The sequence below is a fragment of the Gordoniibacillus kamchatkensis genome, from assembly GCF_000829455.1.
GTDB classification, from domain to species: domain Bacteria; phylum Bacillota; class Bacilli; order Paenibacillales; family NBRC-103111; genus Gordoniibacillus; species Gordoniibacillus kamchatkensis.
The window spans coordinates 33,055-51,100 of record NZ_JXAK01000027.1; the positions used below are offsets into that span (position 1 = coordinate 33,055).

Annotated in this window: 19 protein-coding genes and 1 pseudogene; 15 read left to right on the forward strand and 5 right to left on the reverse strand. The window is 58.9% G+C overall.

The annotated features are described in order from the left end of the window. Positions 1-21: 21 nt before the first annotated feature. The gene (locus tag SD70_RS16055; RefSeq protein WP_052487518.1) at positions 22-690 is read right to left on the reverse strand and encodes a polysaccharide deacetylase family protein; all 669 of its coding nucleotides are present in this window, start codon (positions 688-690) and stop codon (positions 22-24) included. Between the two features lie 138 nt (positions 691-828). Between SD70_RS16055 and SD70_RS16060 the strand changes: the two genes are divergently transcribed. Further along, positions 829-1,119: a LysM peptidoglycan-binding domain-containing protein gene (locus SD70_RS16060; protein ID WP_041048555.1), complete on the forward strand. Its 291-nt coding sequence runs from the start codon at positions 829-831 to the stop codon at positions 1,117-1,119. A gap of 36 nt (positions 1,120-1,155) precedes the next feature. Beyond that, entirely contained in the window at positions 1,156-1,500 is a 345-nt protein-coding gene (locus SD70_RS16065) for a LysM peptidoglycan-binding domain-containing protein (RefSeq protein ID WP_052487519.1), read from the forward strand. A 64-nt stretch (positions 1,501-1,564) separates the two neighbouring features. Here the strand turns inward: SD70_RS16065 and SD70_RS16070 are convergent, their stop codons facing one another. Continuing rightward, a complete protein-coding gene (locus tag SD70_RS16070) occupies positions 1,565-2,512 on the reverse strand; it encodes a LysR family transcriptional regulator (protein ID WP_041048556.1) in 948 nt (315 codons plus the stop codon). A 144-nt stretch (positions 2,513-2,656) separates the two neighbouring features. Here SD70_RS16070 and leuC point away from each other — a divergent pair, with 144 nt between their 5' ends. The 11 genes and pseudogenes from leuC (at position 2,657) to SD70_RS36090 (ending at position 13,474) form a co-directional block, all read left to right on the forward strand. Further along, a complete protein-coding gene (gene leuC / locus SD70_RS16075; protein WP_041048557.1) occupies positions 2,657-4,078 on the forward strand; it encodes a 3-isopropylmalate dehydratase large subunit in 1,422 nt (473 codons plus the stop codon). A 36-nt stretch (positions 4,079-4,114) separates the two neighbouring features. Further along, a complete protein-coding gene (leuD, locus tag SD70_RS16080; protein ID WP_041048558.1) occupies positions 4,115-4,717 on the forward strand; it encodes a 3-isopropylmalate dehydratase small subunit in 603 nt (200 codons plus the stop codon). Positions 4,718-4,903: 186 nt separating this feature from the next. Beyond that, positions 4,904-5,437 (forward strand): YceI family protein, encoded by a 534-nt coding sequence (locus tag SD70_RS16085; protein ID WP_041048559.1) that lies wholly within the window; start codon positions 4,904-4,906, stop codon positions 5,435-5,437. Positions 5,438-5,883: 446 nt separating this feature from the next. After that, positions 5,884-7,377, forward strand: coding sequence for an N-acetylmuramoyl-L-alanine amidase family protein (locus tag SD70_RS16090; RefSeq protein WP_041048560.1), 1,494 nt, complete (start codon positions 5,884-5,886; stop codon positions 7,375-7,377). 14 nt (positions 7,378-7,391) lie between these two features. Continuing rightward, a complete protein-coding gene (locus tag SD70_RS16095) occupies positions 7,392-7,979 on the forward strand; it encodes a GerMN domain-containing protein (protein WP_052487520.1) in 588 nt (195 codons plus the stop codon). A 45-nt stretch (positions 7,980-8,024) separates the two neighbouring features. After that, positions 8,025-8,738, forward strand: coding sequence for an S-layer homology domain-containing protein (locus SD70_RS33430; RefSeq protein WP_052487521.1), 714 nt, complete (start codon positions 8,025-8,027; stop codon positions 8,736-8,738). Continuing rightward, positions 8,723-9,739: a hypothetical protein gene (locus tag SD70_RS33435; protein ID WP_052487522.1), complete on the forward strand. Its 1,017-nt coding sequence runs from the start codon at positions 8,723-8,725 to the stop codon at positions 9,737-9,739. The genes SD70_RS33430 and SD70_RS33435 overlap by 16 nt, the downstream gene beginning before the upstream one ends. Beyond that, on the forward strand, positions 9,636-10,772 hold the full coding sequence (locus SD70_RS33440; protein WP_052487523.1) for a hypothetical protein: 1,137 nt from the start codon (positions 9,636-9,638) through the stop codon (positions 10,770-10,772). Before SD70_RS33435 ends, SD70_RS33440 begins: the two co-directional genes overlap by 104 nt. Positions 10,773-10,957: 185 nt before the next feature. Next, a pseudogene (gene nth, locus SD70_RS16105) lies at positions 10,958-11,648 on the forward strand (endonuclease III). Between the two features lie 53 nt (positions 11,649-11,701). Further along, positions 11,702-11,974 carry a hypothetical protein gene (locus SD70_RS16110; protein WP_041048561.1) on the forward strand — a complete coding sequence of 91 codons (273 nt, stop codon included), beginning with the start codon at positions 11,702-11,704 and terminating at the stop codon, positions 11,972-11,974. Between the two features lie 63 nt (positions 11,975-12,037). Then, complete coding sequence (locus tag SD70_RS36090) at positions 12,038-13,474, forward strand: dynamin family protein (protein WP_156158050.1); 1,437 nt, start codon at positions 12,038-12,040, stop codon at positions 13,472-13,474. Here SD70_RS36090 and SD70_RS36095 read toward each other — a convergent pair. Beyond that, positions 13,414-13,785 (reverse strand): hypothetical protein, encoded by a 372-nt coding sequence (locus SD70_RS36095; protein WP_156158051.1) that lies wholly within the window; start codon positions 13,783-13,785, stop codon positions 13,414-13,416. The genes SD70_RS36090 and SD70_RS36095 overlap by 61 nt on opposite strands. A gap of 178 nt (positions 13,786-13,963) precedes the next feature. On the opposite strand from SD70_RS36095, the gene SD70_RS36100 reads away from it, so the two are divergent. Together SD70_RS36100 and SD70_RS16120 are read left to right on the forward strand one after the other, a co-directional pair. Further along, complete coding sequence (locus tag SD70_RS36100; RefSeq protein ID WP_156158052.1) at positions 13,964-15,751, forward strand: dynamin family protein; 1,788 nt, start codon at positions 13,964-13,966, stop codon at positions 15,749-15,751. A 60-nt stretch (positions 15,752-15,811) separates the two neighbouring features. Next, entirely contained in the window at positions 15,812-16,180 is a 369-nt protein-coding gene (locus tag SD70_RS16120) for a DUF4180 domain-containing protein (protein WP_041048562.1), read from the forward strand. Positions 16,181-16,286: 106 nt separating this feature from the next. Here the strand turns inward: SD70_RS16120 and SD70_RS16125 are convergent, their stop codons facing one another. Both SD70_RS16125 and SD70_RS16130 read right to left on the reverse strand, forming a co-directional pair. Then, on the reverse strand, positions 16,287-16,805 hold the full coding sequence (locus SD70_RS16125; RefSeq protein WP_041048563.1) for a hypothetical protein: 519 nt from the start codon (positions 16,803-16,805) through the stop codon (positions 16,287-16,289). After that, positions 16,751-18,043 carry a hypothetical protein gene (locus tag SD70_RS16130; protein ID WP_041048564.1) on the reverse strand — a complete coding sequence of 431 codons (1,293 nt, stop codon included), beginning with the start codon at positions 18,041-18,043 and terminating at the stop codon, positions 16,751-16,753. Before SD70_RS16130 ends, SD70_RS16125 begins: the two co-directional genes overlap by 55 nt. Between the last annotated feature and the right edge of the window lie 3 nt (positions 18,044-18,046).

Below are 18,046 nucleotides of genomic sequence, written 5' to 3' on the forward strand. Positions count from 1 at the left end.
AAACGCGCCGCAACAGAGTGGTTAGTCTTCATATTTGACGGTTATTTTCAAATTCTTCTCCCTGATCCCGTCGATAATTCGCGGAAGGGCGTCTGCCGTCGCATCTTTCAGATCGTGAAGGAGCAATATTTTGCGCGAGGCGAGCAGCGGGTCGGTCGCTTTATATACGGCTCTCGCGGTATGGAACGAATAGTCTTTCGGGTCGGCGGACCACATGACCACTTTCATCCGCAATTGATTGGCAAGGAGCAGCGTAGATTCGTTAAACGCTCCGTACGGAGGACGAAAATACGTGGGGACGACTCCCGTCGCATCTTCGATGACGCGGGACGTTCTCTCCAGCTCCTCGCGCGCTTTATCCGCCGTAATCTTGGTCATGAAAGGATGGGAAAAGCTATGGTTTCCGATCACGTGCCCCGCTTCCGCCACCTTGCGGGCCAGCCCCGGATTTTTGGCGACGTTCTCGCCCAGCATGAAAAAAATCGCCCGCGCGTTTTTATTCGCCAGTTCTTCGAGCAATTGTTCCGTATGGACGGAAGGCCCGTCATCGAGCGTTAACGTGACGTAACCGGCGTCCGTCAAAAAAACCGGATCCGTAATTTTTTGATACGCCCCGCTTTGCTCCGCAACGGTCGTCAACTGCTTTTCGGTCTCGTTCTGTCTAGCAAGGGGACGATGGCCCGGTTCCATATGCCTGCCTCCGTTTCGTTGTTCTCCTGTTACCGTATGCCGGCGCATGCCCAGTCGTGACAAACCCGGATAGGTTTTCACCTTTTCATCGGAATGGGCATATGAAGGAGTAGATGCGCGTAAGGAGGGAGCCGGTACATGCCATATAAAATCAAAAAACAGGAAAAAATCAGCGACATCGTGAGCAGGTTCGACGTTCCGTACCAAACGATTCGGCGATTCAACCCTTATGTGGAAAGCGAACAAGGGGTTTATGAAGGAAGAGAGCTGAGGCTGCCCCGCAGCTATACGGTCCTGCCTGACGAGACTTATGAAAGCATCGCCAAAACGTACGGAATTCTCCCCCTGTACTTGAAAGAATTAAACCCATATATCGGGGAGCAGCCAGTCATATACCCGGGACAATCGATTTTGCTGCCTCCGGAATAAGCGCGAAACGAAACCAAGAGCAGAGGAGTGGTTCCATTGACTTATGCCGTTCAGCCGGGCGATACGTTGTGGAGCATCGCCGCGCGCTTCGGCGTATCGGTTCATGCCCTGATGGCAGCAAATCTTTTGCCCGATCCGAACAGGCTTCAAGTAGGCCAAAAGCTTTACATTCCCGCGGTTCACCCCGGCGCATACCCGATGCCCGCCGGTCCGGGCGGCACGCCCGCGTCAGGCGGCCACGCCGAGCTGGAAGAAAGGGTGCGCGTGCTGGAACGAAACTTCGGACAGCTCGAAGCGATCGTCGATCAGCACCGGCGGCAAATTGCCGAATTGCAAAGAAAAATCGGCGCAGGCGAAATGCGTCCCGCGGCAAAAGAATAAGAAACTGCGCACAAAACCAGGTCAACTCCGGACGGATGACCTGGTTTTGTCGTTTCGCGGCAAGTTACTTTTGCACCAACCCGGCCGTAACCGACTTCATGACGGATATGAACGCTTCCGCCGCTTTCGACAAGTAGCGTCCTTTGCGGTAGGCGATTACGAGCGTGCGCGCCGGGCGGCCGGCGATCGGCAAAATGACGGGGGCGAACCGGGAAGGAGCGTTGCGGGCGATGAGCGACGGCACGAAAGCAATGCCCATGCCGGCCGCCACAAGCCCCTGCACCGTTTCCATGTTCGTGCTCTCGAAGGCGATGCGCGGCTCGAAGCCATGCTTTCTGCACAGCTCCAAAGTGAGCTGGCGCAAGCCTTGGCCTTTCTTCAAAGCGACGAACGGCTCATGCTCGAGCGCTTGCAGCGGTACCTCGGCGGCCTGCAGGCGCCGAGTCCCGGCGCTGCGTGCGCCTGGCGCACCGCCGTATTTGGCGGCAAGCGGATGCTGCGGCGGCACGGCGAGCACGATTTCTTCGTCGAGCAGCGGCTCGTAGGCGAGCGACTCCTCCTTGAGCGGCAGCGCCAGCAGCGAAATGTCGGTTTGGCCGTTCAAGGTGAGCAGGCCGAGATTCGCCGACGTTTCCTCGACGAGCGACACTTCTACGTCCGGGTACGCTGCCTGGAAGGCGGGAAGCACAAGCGGCAAAATCGTCGTCCCGGTAATCGGCATCGAGCCGACGATGAGGCGGCCGCGCTTCATTTGCGATATATCCTCCATCTCCTGCTTTAACTGCTCAACCATATCGAGAATCGCTTGCGCCTTGTCGACAAACACGGCTCCGGCGTGCGTCAGCTCGACCGAGCTCGTGCTGCGGTGGAACAGCATGACGCCGATTTCTTTCTCCAATTTGAGCAGCTGCTGGCTGAGCGACGGCTGGGCGATATGGAGCTTTTCCGCCGCACGGGAGAAATTGCGCTCGGCGGCGATTTGGACGGCGTATTGCAATTGACGAAGTTCCATGAATGGCTCCTTTAGTCGGGGAATCGTTATTACAATTACCTATTAAGCTTATAGATATTATATCTTGGAACAATCAAGAAAGAAATGCTAGGATGAACACAAGGACTTATTGTCGAAATCATTCTAAGGTTTGAGGTGAGTACGATGGCGAAGCAAACGATGTACGAAAAAATTTGGAACAATCACGTCATCTATCAAGAAACGGGCAAGCCGAGCATTATTTATATCGACCTTCATCTGGTGCACGAGGTGACGAGCCCGCAGGCGTTCGAAGGGCTGCGCCTCGCCGGCCGCCAAGTGCGCCGTCCGGATTTGACGTTCGCGACGATGGACCACAACGTGCCGACGAAGGACCGGTTCAACATTGCCGATCCGATCTCCAAGCAGCAGGTCGATACGCTGTCCAAAAACTGCGCGGACTTCGGCGTCAAGCTGTTCGACCTGAACAACGTCGACCAAGGCGTCGTGCACGTCATGGGGCCTGAGATTGGCCTCACCCACCCGGGCAAAACGATCGTGTGCGGCGACAGCCATACCTCGACGCACGGCGCGTTCGGCGCGCTGGCGTTCGGCATCGGCACGAGCGAAGTGGAGCACGTGCTGGCGACGCAATGCTTGCAGCAATCGAAGTCGAAAACGATGGAAGTGCGCGTGAACGGCCGCCTGAAGACAGGCGTCACGGCGAAAGACCTCATTCTCGGCATTATCGGCAAGTACGGCACCGACTTTGCTACGGGCTACGTCATCGAGTACACCGGCGAAGCGATCCGCAGCATGTCGATGGAAGAGCGGATGACCGTCTGCAACATGTCGATCGAAGCTGGCGCGCGCGCCGGCCTGATCGCTCCGGACGAGACGACGTTCACCTACCTCCGCGGCCGCGAATACGTGCCGCAAGGCGCGGCATTCGACGAGGCCGTGCAGCGCTGGAAGCAGCTGACGACGGATGAAGGCGCAGCCTACGACACGGTTGTGGAGTTCGACGCCGACTCGCTCGTGCCGCAAGTAACGTGGGGAACGTCGCCGGGCATGGGCACGAATGTCACCGACGTCGTTCCTAATCCGAAAGACTTCGCTACCGAGAACGAGCGGAAAGCGGCGGAAAAAGCGCTCGAATATATGGGACTGACGCCGGGAACGCCGATGACCGAGCTCAAGGTCGACCGGGTTTTCATCGGCTCCTGCACGAACGGCCGCATCGAAGACTTGCGCGCGGCGGCGGAAGTGGCCCGCGGCTACAAAGTGGCGGCGCACGTCAACGCTATCGTCGTGCCTGGCTCCGGCCGCGTCAAAATGCAGGCAGAGGCCGAAGGACTGGATAAAATTTTCACGGAAGCGGGCTTCGAATGGCGCGACGCCGGCTGCTCGATGTGTCTCGCCATGAACCCGGACGTCCTGTCGCCGGGAGAACGCTGCGCCTCGACGTCGAACCGCAACTTCGAAGGCCGCCAAGGCCGCGGCGGACGGACGCATCTCGTGTCCCCGGCGATGGCGGCGGCTGCGGCGATTGCCGGCCGTTTCGTCGATGTGCGCGACTGGAAGTTTAAAGTGCCGCAACAAGCGTAAGGTCACCGCACCCGCATAACGAGAGGAGAATCGGATATGGAATCGTTCAAACAGCATACCGGACTCGTCGGCCCGGTCGACCGCGTGAACGTCGACACCGACGCCATTATTCCCAAGCAGTTTTTGAAGCGCATCGAGCGCACCGGCTTCGGCCAGTTTTTGTTCTTCGAGTGGAGATGGGACGAGAAGGGCAACGTGATCGACAGCTTCCCGCTCAACCAGCCGCGCTACCAAGGCGCTTCGGTGCTGCTGTCCCGCGCCAACTTCGGCTGCGGCTCGTCCCGCGAGCACGCGCCGTGGGCGATCCAGGACTTCGGCTTCAAAGCGATCATCGCGCCGTCTTACGCGGACATTTTCTATAACAACTGCTTCAAAAACGGCATCCTGCCGATCAAGCTGTCCGAGGAGCAGGTCGAGGAGCTGTTCCAGCGCACGGCGAAGCATGAAGGCTACAAGCTGCACATCGATCTGGAACACAAAACGATCAGCGACGACTACGGACTGTCGTACGGCTTCGATCTCGACGAGCACCGCCGCCAGTTTCTGCTGCTCGGTCTTGACGACATCGGCCTGACGCTGCAGCACGAAGACGCGATCGCGGCTTACGAAGCGAAGCACCCGGAGCTCTCGTACAAGTAAACGAAACCTCAGACGACGTATACGTCCCCGTTCGGCAATTAACCCTCCGGACGGGGACGCTTTTATTTCTCCAGAAATCTCAAATTTAAGATTGACAAATCGAAGGGATATATATTACGATTGGAATTGAATAAAAGTAAGCAAATAAAAATAAATAAGTTGAATAATTCAGGAGGTATTATCGAAATGGCTAAAACGAAATGGGCAGTAGACGCTTCGCACAGCGCAGTTGAATTTTCCGTTAAGCACATGATGATCGCCAAAGTCAAAGGCTCGTTCCACGAGTTCAGCGCGGAAATTGAAGCCGATCCGAACGATCTCACGACGGCAAGCATCCGCTTCGACATCGACTTAAGCAGCGTCGATACCCGCAACGGCGACCGCGACGCGCATCTGCGCTCCGCCGATTTCTTCGATACGGAGAAGTATCCGAAGCTGACGTTTGACGCGACCCGCATCGTCAAAAAGGGCGACGGCGAGTATGACGTTACCGGCAACGTCACGCTGCATGGCGTAACCCGGGCGGAAACGTTCGCCGTTACGTTCGAAGGCGGCGGCAAAGACCCGTGGGGCAACGAGAAAGTGGGCTTCAGCGCTACAGGCAGCCTGAAGCGCAGCGATTACGGCTTGACGTACAATGCCGTGCTGGAGACCGGCGGCGTCCTGATCGGGGACGAAGTCAAAGTGTCGATGGACATCGAAGCCGCGAAGCTGGCTTAACGGAACGAGCACATTCAGGCTGCCCAAGAAAGTGGGGCTGCGCTGCGGACCTAAGAATGTGGGTCTCCGGCTTCGTTGAACTCGTGTTCCCTCGAATCAGTTAACATGGTGGGAACACGAGTTCAAAGGCGCACGCTCCGCTCCAAGGCCTACATTCCCATCCTCCGCTCCGCCTTTCTCGGACAGCCTGGTTCATTACATCTAAATCCGCTTACCGCAACAGGGCCGCAGCTCCTTCAGGGAGCCGCGGCTTTTCTATTTGTCCCGCGCCTGGGCATATAGTCCCGAGTTTTTCGCGCCTGCAACTTTCGCTGCCAAAATGCGTCTAAGTAAGTACTATTTACCGTCGAAGAGGAGGTTATTGTGTCTTTTTGTGGCTCTCTTTGTTAAAATTAAGTAGTTGCTAGCTTACGAGATTCGCACAATAAGAAGCATGAGGTGAAAGGATGAAACGGTTGTGGGTAGGGGCCGGATTGCTCCTCGGGATGCTGGCGCTGCCGCAGGTGGCAATGGCCGCGGGCGGCGCGACGACGCAGCTGTTCCTTAACGGAAAGCCGCTGGCAGCGGAAGTGCCGCCTCGCATTATCAGCGGCAATACGCTTGTTCCGGTCCGGATTATCGCCGAAAATCTTGGCGCAAAGGTCGGTTGGGACGATCGGACGAAACAAGTGACGGTGACAAGCGGCGCGACGAAGCTCGTGCTCACGATTGACAAGCCGGAAGTGGCGGTTGGAGACAAGACGGAGCAGCTTGAGGTTGCGCCGACGATTGTAGAAGGCAACACGATGCTGCCGGTGCGTTTTGTAGCCGAGAAGCTCGGACTGAAAGTAACGTGGGACGAGCTGACGCGCTCCGTTTTTTTGTATAAGAAATCAAGCGGCACGGCGGCAGCGGATAGCGGTGCGAACGGCGGCACGAGCGGAGCCGGCGGTTCGGCCGCGGCGGGAGCGGGAGCTGCCGGCAGCACCGGGGCGAATGCAGGTGCCGGCACGGCCGGCGGAACGGCCGCCGGCGGCGCGTCTGCAGGCGTTGCCCACGCCGCCGAGCCTGACCCCGACTCTAAGCCGGGCATCGTCCAGGCGATCGATTTTACGGGCGACCGGCTGACGATCAAAACGAACGGCGTCACGACGAAGCCGAATCTGTTCCACCTTTCCGGCCCGGAGCGGCTCGTGCTGGACGTCCCGTACGCCGTTCTGGACGAGGCGCTCAAAGCGAAGCTGAACGGTACGGTCGGCGAAATCGCGGTGCAGCATCCGCTCGCGCAAAAGATCCGATTCTCCAATTATAGTAGCGATCCTCCTACCGCAAGAATTATAATAGATTTGAAGGGACGGGCAGAGCTCGTTCCTGTCGAGGCGAAGCAGCTGCAGCCGGGCCAGTTCGCATATGACTTGAAGCTGGCGAAGTATTTGGTCGTCATCGATGCCGGCCACGGCGGGAAGGATAGCGGCGCCATCTCGGTGACCGGCAAAATGGAAAAAACGTTCAATTTGGCGATGGCGACGAAAGTAAGCGAGCTTTTGCGGAAAGAACCGCTCATCGAAGTGCAGATGACCCGGTCGGACGATACGTTCGTCGAGCTGGACGACCGCGTGGCGTTCGCCAATACGAGAAACGCGGATTTATTTTTGTCGATTCACGGCAACAAGTACACCGCGTCGTCCACAGGCACCGAAACGTATTATTACCGCGACGAAAGTCTCGATTTTGCCAAGACGATACATAAGCATCTGGTTCCGGCAACGGGGTTTGCCGACCGCGGCGTGCGGCAGGAGCCGTTCCGCGTCGTCAAGGGGACGACGATGCCCGGGATTTTGGTCGAGGTCGGATATTTATCCAACAAGAACGACGAGAAGAAGATGTTTGACGAAGCATTCCAGAATCAAGTAGCTGCCTCCCTAGTTGCCGGCATCAAAGATTACTTGAACATCCAATGAGAGGTGAGTGAACTATGATGCAGAAGTCGACAATCCGCGTCCTGCTCGCCGGCGCGGCTATCGCAACTGTACTTGCCGGCTGCGGGGCAAGGGACAAGGCTCCTGCCGCTCAGCCGCAAGTAGCACCGTCCGTGGCCCATTCGTCCGGCAATGCGGGCAGCAGCGCCGAGCCGCAAGCTCCGCAGTCCAAGCCGCAAGCGCCGCAGCCGAAAACAGCATCCGTGCACACGTATTTCGGCGATGAGAACGGAACGGGCCTTGTCGTCAAACAAACGACGATCACTTATGCGTCCGACAGCGACAAATACGGCGCCGCGTTGAAAGCTTTACAGCATCCGGGCGACAGCAAGGCGGTATCGCTTTTCGACGGCTTCACGTTCAAGAGCGTAAAGCTCGAGAGCGGCAAGCTGTACCTCGATCTGAAGCTCGACGATCAAGCGAGAACCGGCTCGGAAGCGGAAGAACTGACGCTTCAGGCGCTGCAGAAGACGTTGTTTCAATTTCCCGAGGTGGCGGAAATTTACGTGACCGTGGACGGCGCCAAAGTCGATTCGCTGATGGGGCATATGGATTTGCCGTATCCGATCAAGCGCAGTCAATAGCAATATCGCATTATCCGTACAATCGAGAGGAGACCGGAACCAATTATGAAGCAGCTTCGCATGATTAGAACGATGGTGATCGGCGCGGCCGCGGCGTCGATGCTGGCGGCGTCCGCCCCGGCATGGGGGGAGGCTGTATTAGCGGACGGCACGAATGGCACAGCACTAGCGGCAACGGGGCAAACGGCAGCGGGTGCGGCAGTGCGGACCAATTTCCCCGACGTCAGCTCCACCCACTGGGCGCTGCAGCATATTACGAAGCTGGCGATCGAGGGCATCGTCGAGGGCGATCAGCTGGGCCAATACAATCCCGAAGCCTCCGTTTCGCAGCAGGACGTGCTCATTATGGCGATTCGGATGATGGGCGCAGAGGCGGACGCCAAGGCGAATACGGCAACGGTCAAGCTGCCGTTCGACGTGAGCGGCTACGCCCAGCCATACGTCGTCGAAGCGATAAGCAGAGGCCTGATCACGACCAAGGAAGAGATAGAAGCGAACGCGCAAAGCAAAACCGCTTGGGGCTCCCGCCCGGCAACGCGCGAATGGGTCGCCAAAATTATGGTGCGCCTCCTTGGCAAACAGGCCGACGCCGACGCGCTCGCCGCGAACGCCCCCGCTTTTACGGACAACGGCAAAATTTCGGCATGGGCTACAGGCTATATTAACGAAGCGGTATCGCTCGGTCTCGTGCAAGGGTTCGAGGACGGCTCGTTCCAGCCGCAAGGCAGCGTGACGCGCGCCAGATGGCTACGTTCCTGAGCCGCTCGGAAAAGCAGGCGCCGGTCAAATCGCCGCGGTATGCGAAAGGCTATGTCAGCTCCATTGGCGGCGGCAAGCTTGTGCTGCAAGATCTCGACGGCAATACGACTACATACGACGTTGACGCTTCGACCGTCTTCTATGGCAAAAAAGAAGGCGAGCGCATCGCCTCGTCCGCGATTCAGCAAACGTACGAAGTGTCGATTCTGCAAGTCGGCGGCAAAGCTTATTACGTGGAAGTAACGAACGACCAGCTGCAGATGGACGTACACTCCGGCTCCGTGTATCTCGTCGATGCCGCGAATTTGAAGCTGTATCTGAATGACGGCAACGAGTTTTACGATCTGGCTCCCGACGTTGCCGTGACCGATGCGAACGGCCAAGGCTCGAGCCTGAGCGCGCTCGTCAAAAACAGCGTTGTCGAAGTGCGCAGAAACAAGCTCGTCAAATCGACCAAGTACACGCAAATCGTCATCAAGCAGCTTCCGGTCAACAAAACGTCGGAAGGAACCGTCCAGGAAGTGAACCGCGATACGCAAACGTTCAAAGTGCTGGACAAGTCGAGCGGACGGATCGAATCGTATACGCTCAACGACCTCATCAACGTTCGTCTTCCCGGCGACACGCCGTCGGATTTAAGCTCGATTCACGTCGGCGATACGGTGTCTTATACCGTTGCCAACAGCCGCGTCACCGCTATTAAGGTTACGAAGCAAATCGATATCGGGTTGACCGTGCAAGGAACGCTCGTCGGCACGGTAAGCGCCGCGAACGGGGTCATCAATATTAAAACGGCTGACGGGACCCTCGCCGCCTATTATCTCAGCGACACGGTGCGCGTTAACATCCAGGGCAGAACGTCGTCCAGCCTGAACGATTTGTCCGACGGCGATCAAGATGAGTCTGGACCTGCTGAACAAAAAAGTGCAAGCGGTCAATGTCACGAACAGCAACAGCCAGGACCTCGTTTTCGCGAAAATTATCAATTACGATCAAGTTAACAAATATTTGACGGTCGAAGACATTAACGGCAACCCGTATATTTTCAAAATGACGGATCAGACGGCTATTTTGATGTACGGCGTCAACTACAATTTGGCGAACTTCACAAGCAATTTCTCTCAAGGCAAACGGGTCAACATTCAGCTGTCGAAGCAGACCGTAACGAGCATCTCGCTGGCTACACAGCTGACCGGCGTCATTACCGACATCAATGCGACGACGAAGCAAATTACGGTCAAATCCGGCAGCCAGAACGTTTCGTTCACGATGGCGTTCGCGCCGTCCATCGAGCTTTACGGCAAGCCGTCGGCTACGCTCAGCGATCTGAACATCGGCGATTCGGTTACGCTCGACCTCAATCCGGGCCAGCAGGACACGATTTTGAAAATTACGGCGACGAGCACGAAGCAGTACAAAGTGCTGCTCGCTTACTCCACGTCGCGGCAAATTACGCTGCAGGATGCAGCCGGCAACAACCTGGTCATCACCTTGGACACGTCGGTTCCGATCGTTGCCGAAGGCAAAGTTTCGCCGACCTTCTCGGACATTTTGGCGGACGACTATTTGAAGCTTTCGTTCAAAGGCAACACGATCACGAATGCGGAAATCGTTTCGCCGGTGCGCGGGAAAGTGCTCGCCGTCGACGCTGGGGCCGGCACGCTTACCGTGCAAGATTTTGCCGGACTGACCAAGCTGGTCACAATCGGCGCGAATGCCACGGTAACCGGAAACGGCAACGCGCAAACGACGCTGGCGGCCGTACAAGTCGGCGACCGCGTCCAAGTCGTGAAAAACGGCGACGGCAACATGAACGTCAAAGTGGCGACTGCGCTGCAGCGTACGTTTGTAGCCTATAACGGGGGCACCAATACGTTGTCCTTTACGTCTACCGCAGGCAGCGATTCGTACATTATGAGTCCGCGCGTCTATCTGCACAAAGGAACGGATTCGCTGGCCATAACCGGCTTCGCCGCCAATGACGCCGTCACGGTCTATCTCATCGACGGCCGCGTCATCGAGATGGAAAAATAACTACGATTTCCGCTGCAACTTTGCGGCAAAACCCGTCGTCTACTAGAAGGGCAAGCTCCTTCTGGCCGGATGGCGGGTTTTGTTCTTTTAGTTGGCAAAAGTGCAATGCGTAATTTTGCAAATCTGTCGCATTTTATGGTGGCAAAGCATTGATTCCGGGCGGGCGATTCGGTAAACTTGAGGGTATGATTTGCCGAGGAGGCGATGCGCGAGTGAACCGCAAGCAAATGAGGCATATTCTTGATACCGTCGCCGCCATGTTTCCTGACGCGCATTGCGAGCTCAACCATTCGAATCCGTTCGAGCTGACGATTGCCGTGCTGCTCTCGGCGCAGTGCACGGACGAGACCGTCAACAAGGTAACCGCGACGCTGTTTCAGAAATATAAACGGCCTGAGGATTATATCGCCGTACCGCTTGAGGAGCTTGAGCAGGACATTAAGCGCATCGGCCTGTACCGCAACAAGGCGAAGCATATCCAGAAGCTTTGTCATGTGCTTCTGGAGCAGTACGGAGGCGACGTGCCGCAGGAGCACGAGAAGCTGACGGAGCTGCCCGGCGTCGGGCGGAAAACGGCGAACGTCGTCGTTTCCAATGCGTTCGGGGTCCCGGCCATTGCCGTCGACACTCACGTCGAACGGGTCTCCAAGCGGCTTGGCATCGCGGCGGAAGAGGCGACCGTGCTCGAGGTCGAGAAGCAGCTCATGAAGCTCGTCCCGCGCGAGGAATGGACGCAGACGCATCACCGTTTCATTTTTTTTCGGGCGGTATCATTGCAAGGCGCAAAACCCGCAGTGCGGCGTATGCCCGCTGCTGGACGGCTGCAAAGAAGGCAAACGACGTATGAAACCAGGAAAAACAAGGAAAACTAGTTAGAGCACTCTACGAACGAAAGACGAAATAACAGATGAACGAAGGATGGGATAACGATGAAATGCATCGCGGTTTATACGAACAATTTTGAAGTGTTCTCCGATATTTATGAAGAAGTGCTGAAAACGCCGCTGAAGGAAAACGAGGAGAAAGTGATCGAAGGCGTTACGGTGAGCGAATCCGGCGAAGTGCCGGAACATTATTTGAACAAAATGAAGACGAAGCCCGAGGTCGTCGTCATGAAAGTGAAAGACTCCGACATAACGATATTGCAGCATCGCGATGTGTTTGAAATCTTTATCCCGTCCAAAGAAAATGCGTTACACTAAAAACCGAAGCTTTTCGGTTTTTTTTTGTTGAATACAGAAGGTTGATTTGGGGAGAGAGACCGGATGATGAACAGAGAGAAAGAGAAGCTGCAGCAGCTGCAGCGCTCGTGTTTGGAAGCGGGGAATGCGGCTACGGCCGTAAAGCTCGGCCAGCTGGCCGAGAAGGCGGATAGCGGGCTTACGGCGATTGCGTTCTGCGGCCATTTCTCGGCGGGAAAATCGACGTTGATCAACAGCCTGTGCGGCAAGCCGCTGCTGCCGTCCAGCCCGATTCCGACAAGCGCGAATTTGGTGTCGATCCGCAGCGGCGATGCCGGCGCGGAAGTGACGCGGATCGCGGGCGACGGCAAGACCGCCGGTATGGCGGAGCGCATCGTGCAGCGAGTGCCGCTGGATGAATTGGAAAAGTACTGCGTCAACGGCACCGACATCGAATCGGTGCGTATTACGTACCCGCTGCCGCTGCTTGGCGGGCGCGGCATGCTGCTCGACACGCCAGGCATCGATTCGACGGATGACGCGCACCAACTGGCGACCGAGTCGGCGCTTCACCTCGCCGATGTCGTGTTGTATGTGATGGATTACAACCACGTACAGTCGGAAATCAATTTTACGTTCGCCAAGAAGATGAAAGATTGGGGCAAGCCGCTCTATTTGATCGTCAATATGATCGACAAGCACCGCGAGCAGGAGCTGCCGTTCGCCACTTACCGCAGCGGCGCCGAGCAGGCGTTCCGCAGCTGGGGCATCGAGCCGGCCGGCATGCTGTTCGTCACCGCGAAGGAGCCGGCTCATCCGCATAACGAGTGGGGCAAGCTGCTCGCTTTGATCGGCGCGCTGCTGGAGCGCGGAGACGAGCTGCAGCAGTACAGCCTGGATCGGTCCGTACGTTTCCTGCTGGACGAGCATGCGGCCTGGCTGGAAGCAGAGCGGGAGCCGGAGCGGCTGCGGCTGGAAGCGGAGCTCGCCGGGGACGATGGCGCGGCAAGCGAAGAGCTGCAGCGCGAATACGAGGCGAAGCGGGACGAGCTGGAACAGGCGCGTGAGGCGCCGGACGCGCTGACGGCGGAGCTGCGCAAGGAAACGGCCGCGCTCATCGAAAATGCCAACGTTACGCCGGCGGTTACGCGCGACCTGGCGCACGAATATTTGCAAAGCCGGAAGCCCGGCTTCAAAGTCGGGCTGTTCGGCGCGGCGGCGAAGACGGCTGCGGAAATCGCGCGGCGGCTCGAGGCGTTCCGGCGCGATTTCGCCGAGCAGGTCGAAGCCCAGCTCGACTGGCATTTGCGCGGCGCGCTGAAGCAGGCGGCTGAACGGTATGGCGTCAAATCGGCGGAGCTCGCCGCCGCGATCGAAGCGCTCGGCGCGCCGGTTAGCGGGGAGTGGCTTGCGGCGCAAGTGAGCGGGGCGGCCGGCTTCGGCAGCGACTATACGCTGAACTACAGCCGGCAAATCGCCGCGGAGCTGAAAGCCAATACCGCAAGCAGGCGTTTGAGCTGATCGAGCGCATCGCCGCAGCTGTGCGCGAGCGTACGGCGGCGCAGACGCCGCAGCTCGAAGCGGAACTGGCCGCGCTCGAAGCGCAGCTCGGCGCGTGGCACGGGCTGCGGCGGCTGGAGCAGGCGCTGCGCGAGGAACGCGCGCAGCTGGCTGCGCAGTGGCCGCAGCAGCCGCTGCCGGCGCCCGCGCTGCCCGCTCCGGCGGAGCTGGCGCCGGCGCTGGAGGCCGTGGCCGCCGGCGCGGCCGCAGGCGGTGGAGCCGCGTCGTGGGGCTCCACCGCCGACATGCGCACGGTGCTCGAGGCCTCGCACACGGTGAAGGCCGCCGCAGCCGCCGGCGGCCCCCGCTGCCCCAGCTGCCGCGCCGCGCGCAGCGGGCAGCTGGAGCGGCGCCGACTACCGGCGCCGCCTCGGCGAGAGCGCCGGCCGCCTCGAGCGGGCGGCCGCGCTCCTGCAAAGCATCGCGGCGCTGCGCCCGCAGGCTGCCGCGATGCGGGACAAAGCCGCCCGGCTGCGCGGCGGCACGTTCACGATCGCGCTGTTCGGGGCGTTCAGCGCGGGCAAATCGTCGTTCGCCAATGCCCTGATCGGCGAACGCATCTTGCCCGTATCGCCGAATCCGACGACCGCGGCGATCAACCGCATCGTGCCGCCTTCGCCGGACTGGCCGCACGGCACGGCCCGCGTCCGCATGAAAACGGCGGACGCCATCCTGGCGGACGTCCGCTACTCGCTGGACGTCCTTGGCGAGCCGGCGTCCGGCATGGCGGACGCCATTGCCCGCATCCGGCGGCTGTCGCCGGCCGCCGTGCCGGCCAAAGGCAAGCCGCACTACGCGTTCTTGCGCGCGGTCGAGGCCGGCTGGGCGCAAGCCGAGCCGCAGCTTGGCAAAGACGTCCGCATCGCGCTGGACGAATTCGCGGCGTACGTCGCCGACGAAGCGCGTTCCTGCTTCGTCGACTATATCGAGCTTCATTACGCGAACGAGCTGACCGAGCAGGGCATCATTTTCGTCGATACGCCGGGGGCCGACTCGATCAACGCCCGCCATACCGGCGTCGCCTTCGACTATATCAAGAACGCCGACGCGATATTGTTCGTCACTTATTACAATCATGCCTTCTCGCAAGCCGACCGCGAGTTTTTGCTGCAGCTCGGCAGGGTGAAGGACAGCTTCGAGCTGGACAAAATGTTTTTCATCGTCAACGCCGCCGACCTCGCTTCCGGTCCGGAAGAGCTGGAAGGCGTGCTGACGCACGTCGAGTCGAATTTGCTCCAGCACGGCATCCGCCATCCGCGGCTGTACCCGGTTTCCAGCCTGATGGCGACGGACGGCAAGCTGAGCGGGGACGAGGCCCTCATCCGGCAGTCCGGCATCGCCAGCTTTGAGCGGGACTTCATCAAGTTCTCGGTGGAAGAGCTCGCTTCGGTCGCCGTCATGAGCGCCGGGCAAGAGCTGGAGCGGGCGGTGCACGTGCTCGACCAGTGGCTGGCCGGCGCGCAGCAGGACGAAGCGGCCCGCAAGCGGCGCATCGCTGAGCTGGAGCAATCGCTGCGCCGGGCGCTCGCCGAGCTCGAGGAAGCTTCCTTCGGCGAAGAGCTTCAGGAGCTGGAGAAAGAAATCCGCGAGCTGCTCTATTACGTGAAGCAGCGCACCTCGTACCGGTTCGGGGAGCTGTACCAGCTGGCGTTCAACCCGGCTTCGTTCCGCGACGACGCCGGCGACGCGCGGACGGCGCTTGCCGGCGCTTGGAAAGAGCTGGCTCGGATGATCGGCTTCGATCTGGAGCAAGAGACGTTGGCTACGACGCTGCGCATCGAGAACGCGATGAACGCGATGGCCAAGAAGCGCCAGATCGCCTGGAACGAGCGGTTCGCCGAACTGGTCGGCGGCTACGAGCCGGAGCCTTACGAGCCGAAGAAGTTCCGGGCGGCGGAGCATACCGTGAAGTTCGAGCCGGAGCCGGTATCGGACAAAACGCTGCTGGCCTATTACAAAAACGCCAAGCACTTCTTCGAAGGAGACGGCAAGGCGAAGCTGCGCGCCGAGCTGGAAGCGCGGCTGAGCGAGCCGATGGCGGCGTACGTCGCGGCGCAGACGGAAGCGCTGCAAGCCGCGTACGCCAGCCAGTTGGCGGATCGTTTTGCCGAGCTGAAGGCGGACCGCGCCGAAAGCTTGCAGCACTACGTCAGCGGCCTCTTGGCGGCACTGAGCGACAACGTCGACCTCGAGGCGCTTGGCAGCACGCGGCGCCAGCTTGCGGAGCTGCTGAGCTGAGACGTGTCGACTGAGCATCAGACGCGATGCGCTATCTCGCAACCGAAAGCAGGAGTAACGATGAATATCGTAATTGACCAAAAGGATAACTCCAAGGTCGCCATTGTCGAAAGCTCCGACATTGTATTGAGCGATGTTCAAGGAGCCTTGGATTTGATGGCTACTATTAACTACAGCCATGATTGCAATAAAATACTGATTCACAAGTCGAACGTGACGGAAGATTTCTTCGAGCTAAAAACCGGACTTGCCGGCGAGATATTGCAAAAATATGTAAACTACAATGTCAAGCTCGCTATTGTCGGAGATTTTGAAGAGTACAGCAGCAAAAGCTTGAAGGATTTTATTTACGAATGCAATAAGGGCAAACAAGCATTCTTTGTAAAAGATAAGCAGGATGCGCTTCGCGCTCTTCACAGCATCGCTTAATCGCATCTTCCGCGTGAACCGCACCTCGTCCTTAAAGGCAAAAAGGAACCGTCCCGAGCAGCAGATGCTGCCAGGGACGGTTCCTTTTTCACAATGGAGATTTGCCTTAAGGCTTCAGCACGGCAATGACGCGGTTGGCTTCGCCGTTTGGCGTCATGATAGATTCCGACACTTTGACGGTCAAGTTGCTCTTCGCCTGATCGCTTGTCACGCCGGTGAAGGTGAGCGTCTGATCGCCGCTGACGAGCCGGTTTGCGCCGACGAACGGGAAGTATTTGGCGCCGAGCGAGGAGCCGAGCGCGTCGACGAGCTCGATTTTGAGCGTCGAGAAGTTGTTGTCGAGCACGACTTGCGGGTCGCGGGTGAAATCCATGTCCAGATGCAAATTGTACGTGTAAGAGGACCAGTTCTGGATAACCGGCGTCAAAATCCACGACTTGATGTTGAGCGTATAAGGATACAAATGAATTTCGTTACGATCGTCATCGGACTGCACGTTAACCGGCAGGGCGGCAATCGTGGAGCGGTACGCCGGCGCGGCCGGATCGCTTTGCACCGTGCCCTGCACTTTCAGCGTGAAGGAGGAGCCCGTTTCCGACGTCGGCATCGTGAACGCGTACGACACGATCGCGCTCGTTCCCGGCTGGACGGACGCCATCGTCGCCGTTTGCCGGGCGCGGTATACGAGCCGCCCGTACCGCCAGCGCTCACAAGCTCCGTCTGGAGGGCAGGCACCGGGATCGGCTTGTCGCTCTTGTTCTCCAGCTTCAGCTTGGCGAATGCGGTGCGGTAGCCGTTCTCGACGCTGTCCGTCGCGTGCAGCTCGACGAGCGACACTTGCAAATTCGGGTTGACGAAGCCGTTCGAAGCTTCGAATGCGATCGGCGCTCCGTACTGGTACGCCGGGGCGGTCGTATCGCCAGCAGCCGCTTTGGGCAGGGCAACGTTCAGCTTGCCGACGCCGAACGCCGTCAGCTTTGGCGTACCGGACGGATCGGGCACTGCGAAAGGTTCCAGCGCGAGCACGTTCAGGCTGTCGAGCTCCGTATCGTGCTCGGTGTTGATCACATAATGGATGTAGGCCGTGTCGCCGGGCTGTACGGTCACGGTGCCGGTTTCGGCGCGAATGCCGCGGTACGAATCGGTTTTCGTTTTGCCGTCCACTTCGAACGCCGGCACCGTTTCCGCCTGCTCCGAAGCGTTGTCGACGCGCAGCTTGACGAGGTAAGAGGCGCCCTGGTTCGTGAACGATTTGCTGACCGACACGGGAGTATACGTCAACGGAGAGTCGAGCGTCGGCACGGCAAACGGTACGCCCCAAGCTTTCAGCGCCGCCGGAGCGGTGAGCGTGCCGCTGCTTCCGGTCCATACTTGTCCGCCGACCGGAACGGAGACGAGCGTCGTCTCCACTTTCGGATACACGTCATAATTGACGTCGACGAGCGATAAGTCAGTTACTTTGACATCCTTTTTATGGTCGATCTGCCGCAAATACGTCAGGTCGACCTGCGACCCGCCCGGGACGCCGTGCACGTTCGCCGCGCTTGGCGTCAGCGTGTACACAAGCCCGTCGTCCGTCTTAAGGCGCAGCTCGTGGTCCGGAATGCGGACCGTATCGCCGTTCGTATTGATGACGCGCACGGCGGCGCCGAGGCGGACGCCGGAAAAATTTTTGTCGCTCAGCACGCCGAGCACCTGCACTTGCAGCCCGCCCCCCAAATCGTAGCTCGCAGGCGTCAAGGAATCGGACGCTGCTGCGGCTTGAGCGGACGGCTGGGCGTCGTCGGCCAGTGCCGGGACGGTCGCGAGCAGGGAAGCGGAAAGGACCATTGCAGCGGCCAAATGTTTGAATTGTACTTTCATGGT

Coding starts and splice junctions, on each gene's coding strand:
- SD70_RS36090 (WP_156158050.1), top strand. CDS start 12,038: ATGATGAACAGAGAGAAAGAGAAGCTGCAGCAGCTGCAGCGCTCGTGT.
- SD70_RS16120 (WP_041048562.1), top strand. CDS start 15,812: ATGAATATCGTAATTGACCAAAAGGATAACTCCAAGGTCGCCATTGTC.
- SD70_RS33440 (WP_052487523.1), top strand. CDS start 9,636: ATGAGTCTGGACCTGCTGAACAAAAAAGTGCAAGCGGTCAATGTCACG.
- SD70_RS16095 (WP_052487520.1), top strand. CDS start 7,392: ATGATGCAGAAGTCGACAATCCGCGTCCTGCTCGCCGGCGCGGCTATC.
- SD70_RS16055 (WP_052487518.1), bottom strand. CDS start 690: ATGGAACCGGGCCATCGTCCCCTTGCTAGACAGAACGAGACCGAAAAG.
- SD70_RS16110 (WP_041048561.1), top strand. CDS start 11,702: ATGAAATGCATCGCGGTTTATACGAACAATTTTGAAGTGTTCTCCGAT.
- SD70_RS33435 (WP_052487522.1), top strand. CDS start 8,723: ATGGCTACGTTCCTGAGCCGCTCGGAAAAGCAGGCGCCGGTCAAATCG.
- SD70_RS33430 (WP_052487521.1), top strand. CDS start 8,025: ATGAAGCAGCTTCGCATGATTAGAACGATGGTGATCGGCGCGGCCGCG.
- SD70_RS36100 (WP_156158052.1), top strand. CDS start 13,964: ATGCGGGACAAAGCCGCCCGGCTGCGCGGCGGCACGTTCACGATCGCG.
- leuC (WP_041048557.1), top strand. CDS start 2,657: ATGGCGAAGCAAACGATGTACGAAAAAATTTGGAACAATCACGTCATC.
- SD70_RS16070 (WP_041048556.1), bottom strand. CDS start 2,512: ATGGAACTTCGTCAATTGCAATACGCCGTCCAAATCGCCGCCGAGCGC.
- SD70_RS16130 (WP_041048564.1), bottom strand. CDS start 18,043: ATGAAAGTACAATTCAAACATTTGGCCGCTGCAATGGTCCTTTCCGCT.
- leuD (WP_041048558.1), top strand. CDS start 4,115: ATGGAATCGTTCAAACAGCATACCGGACTCGTCGGCCCGGTCGACCGC.
- SD70_RS16060 (WP_041048555.1), top strand. CDS start 829: ATGCCATATAAAATCAAAAAACAGGAAAAAATCAGCGACATCGTGAGC.
- SD70_RS16090 (WP_041048560.1), top strand. CDS start 5,884: ATGAAACGGTTGTGGGTAGGGGCCGGATTGCTCCTCGGGATGCTGGCG.
- SD70_RS16085 (WP_041048559.1), top strand. CDS start 4,904: ATGGCTAAAACGAAATGGGCAGTAGACGCTTCGCACAGCGCAGTTGAA.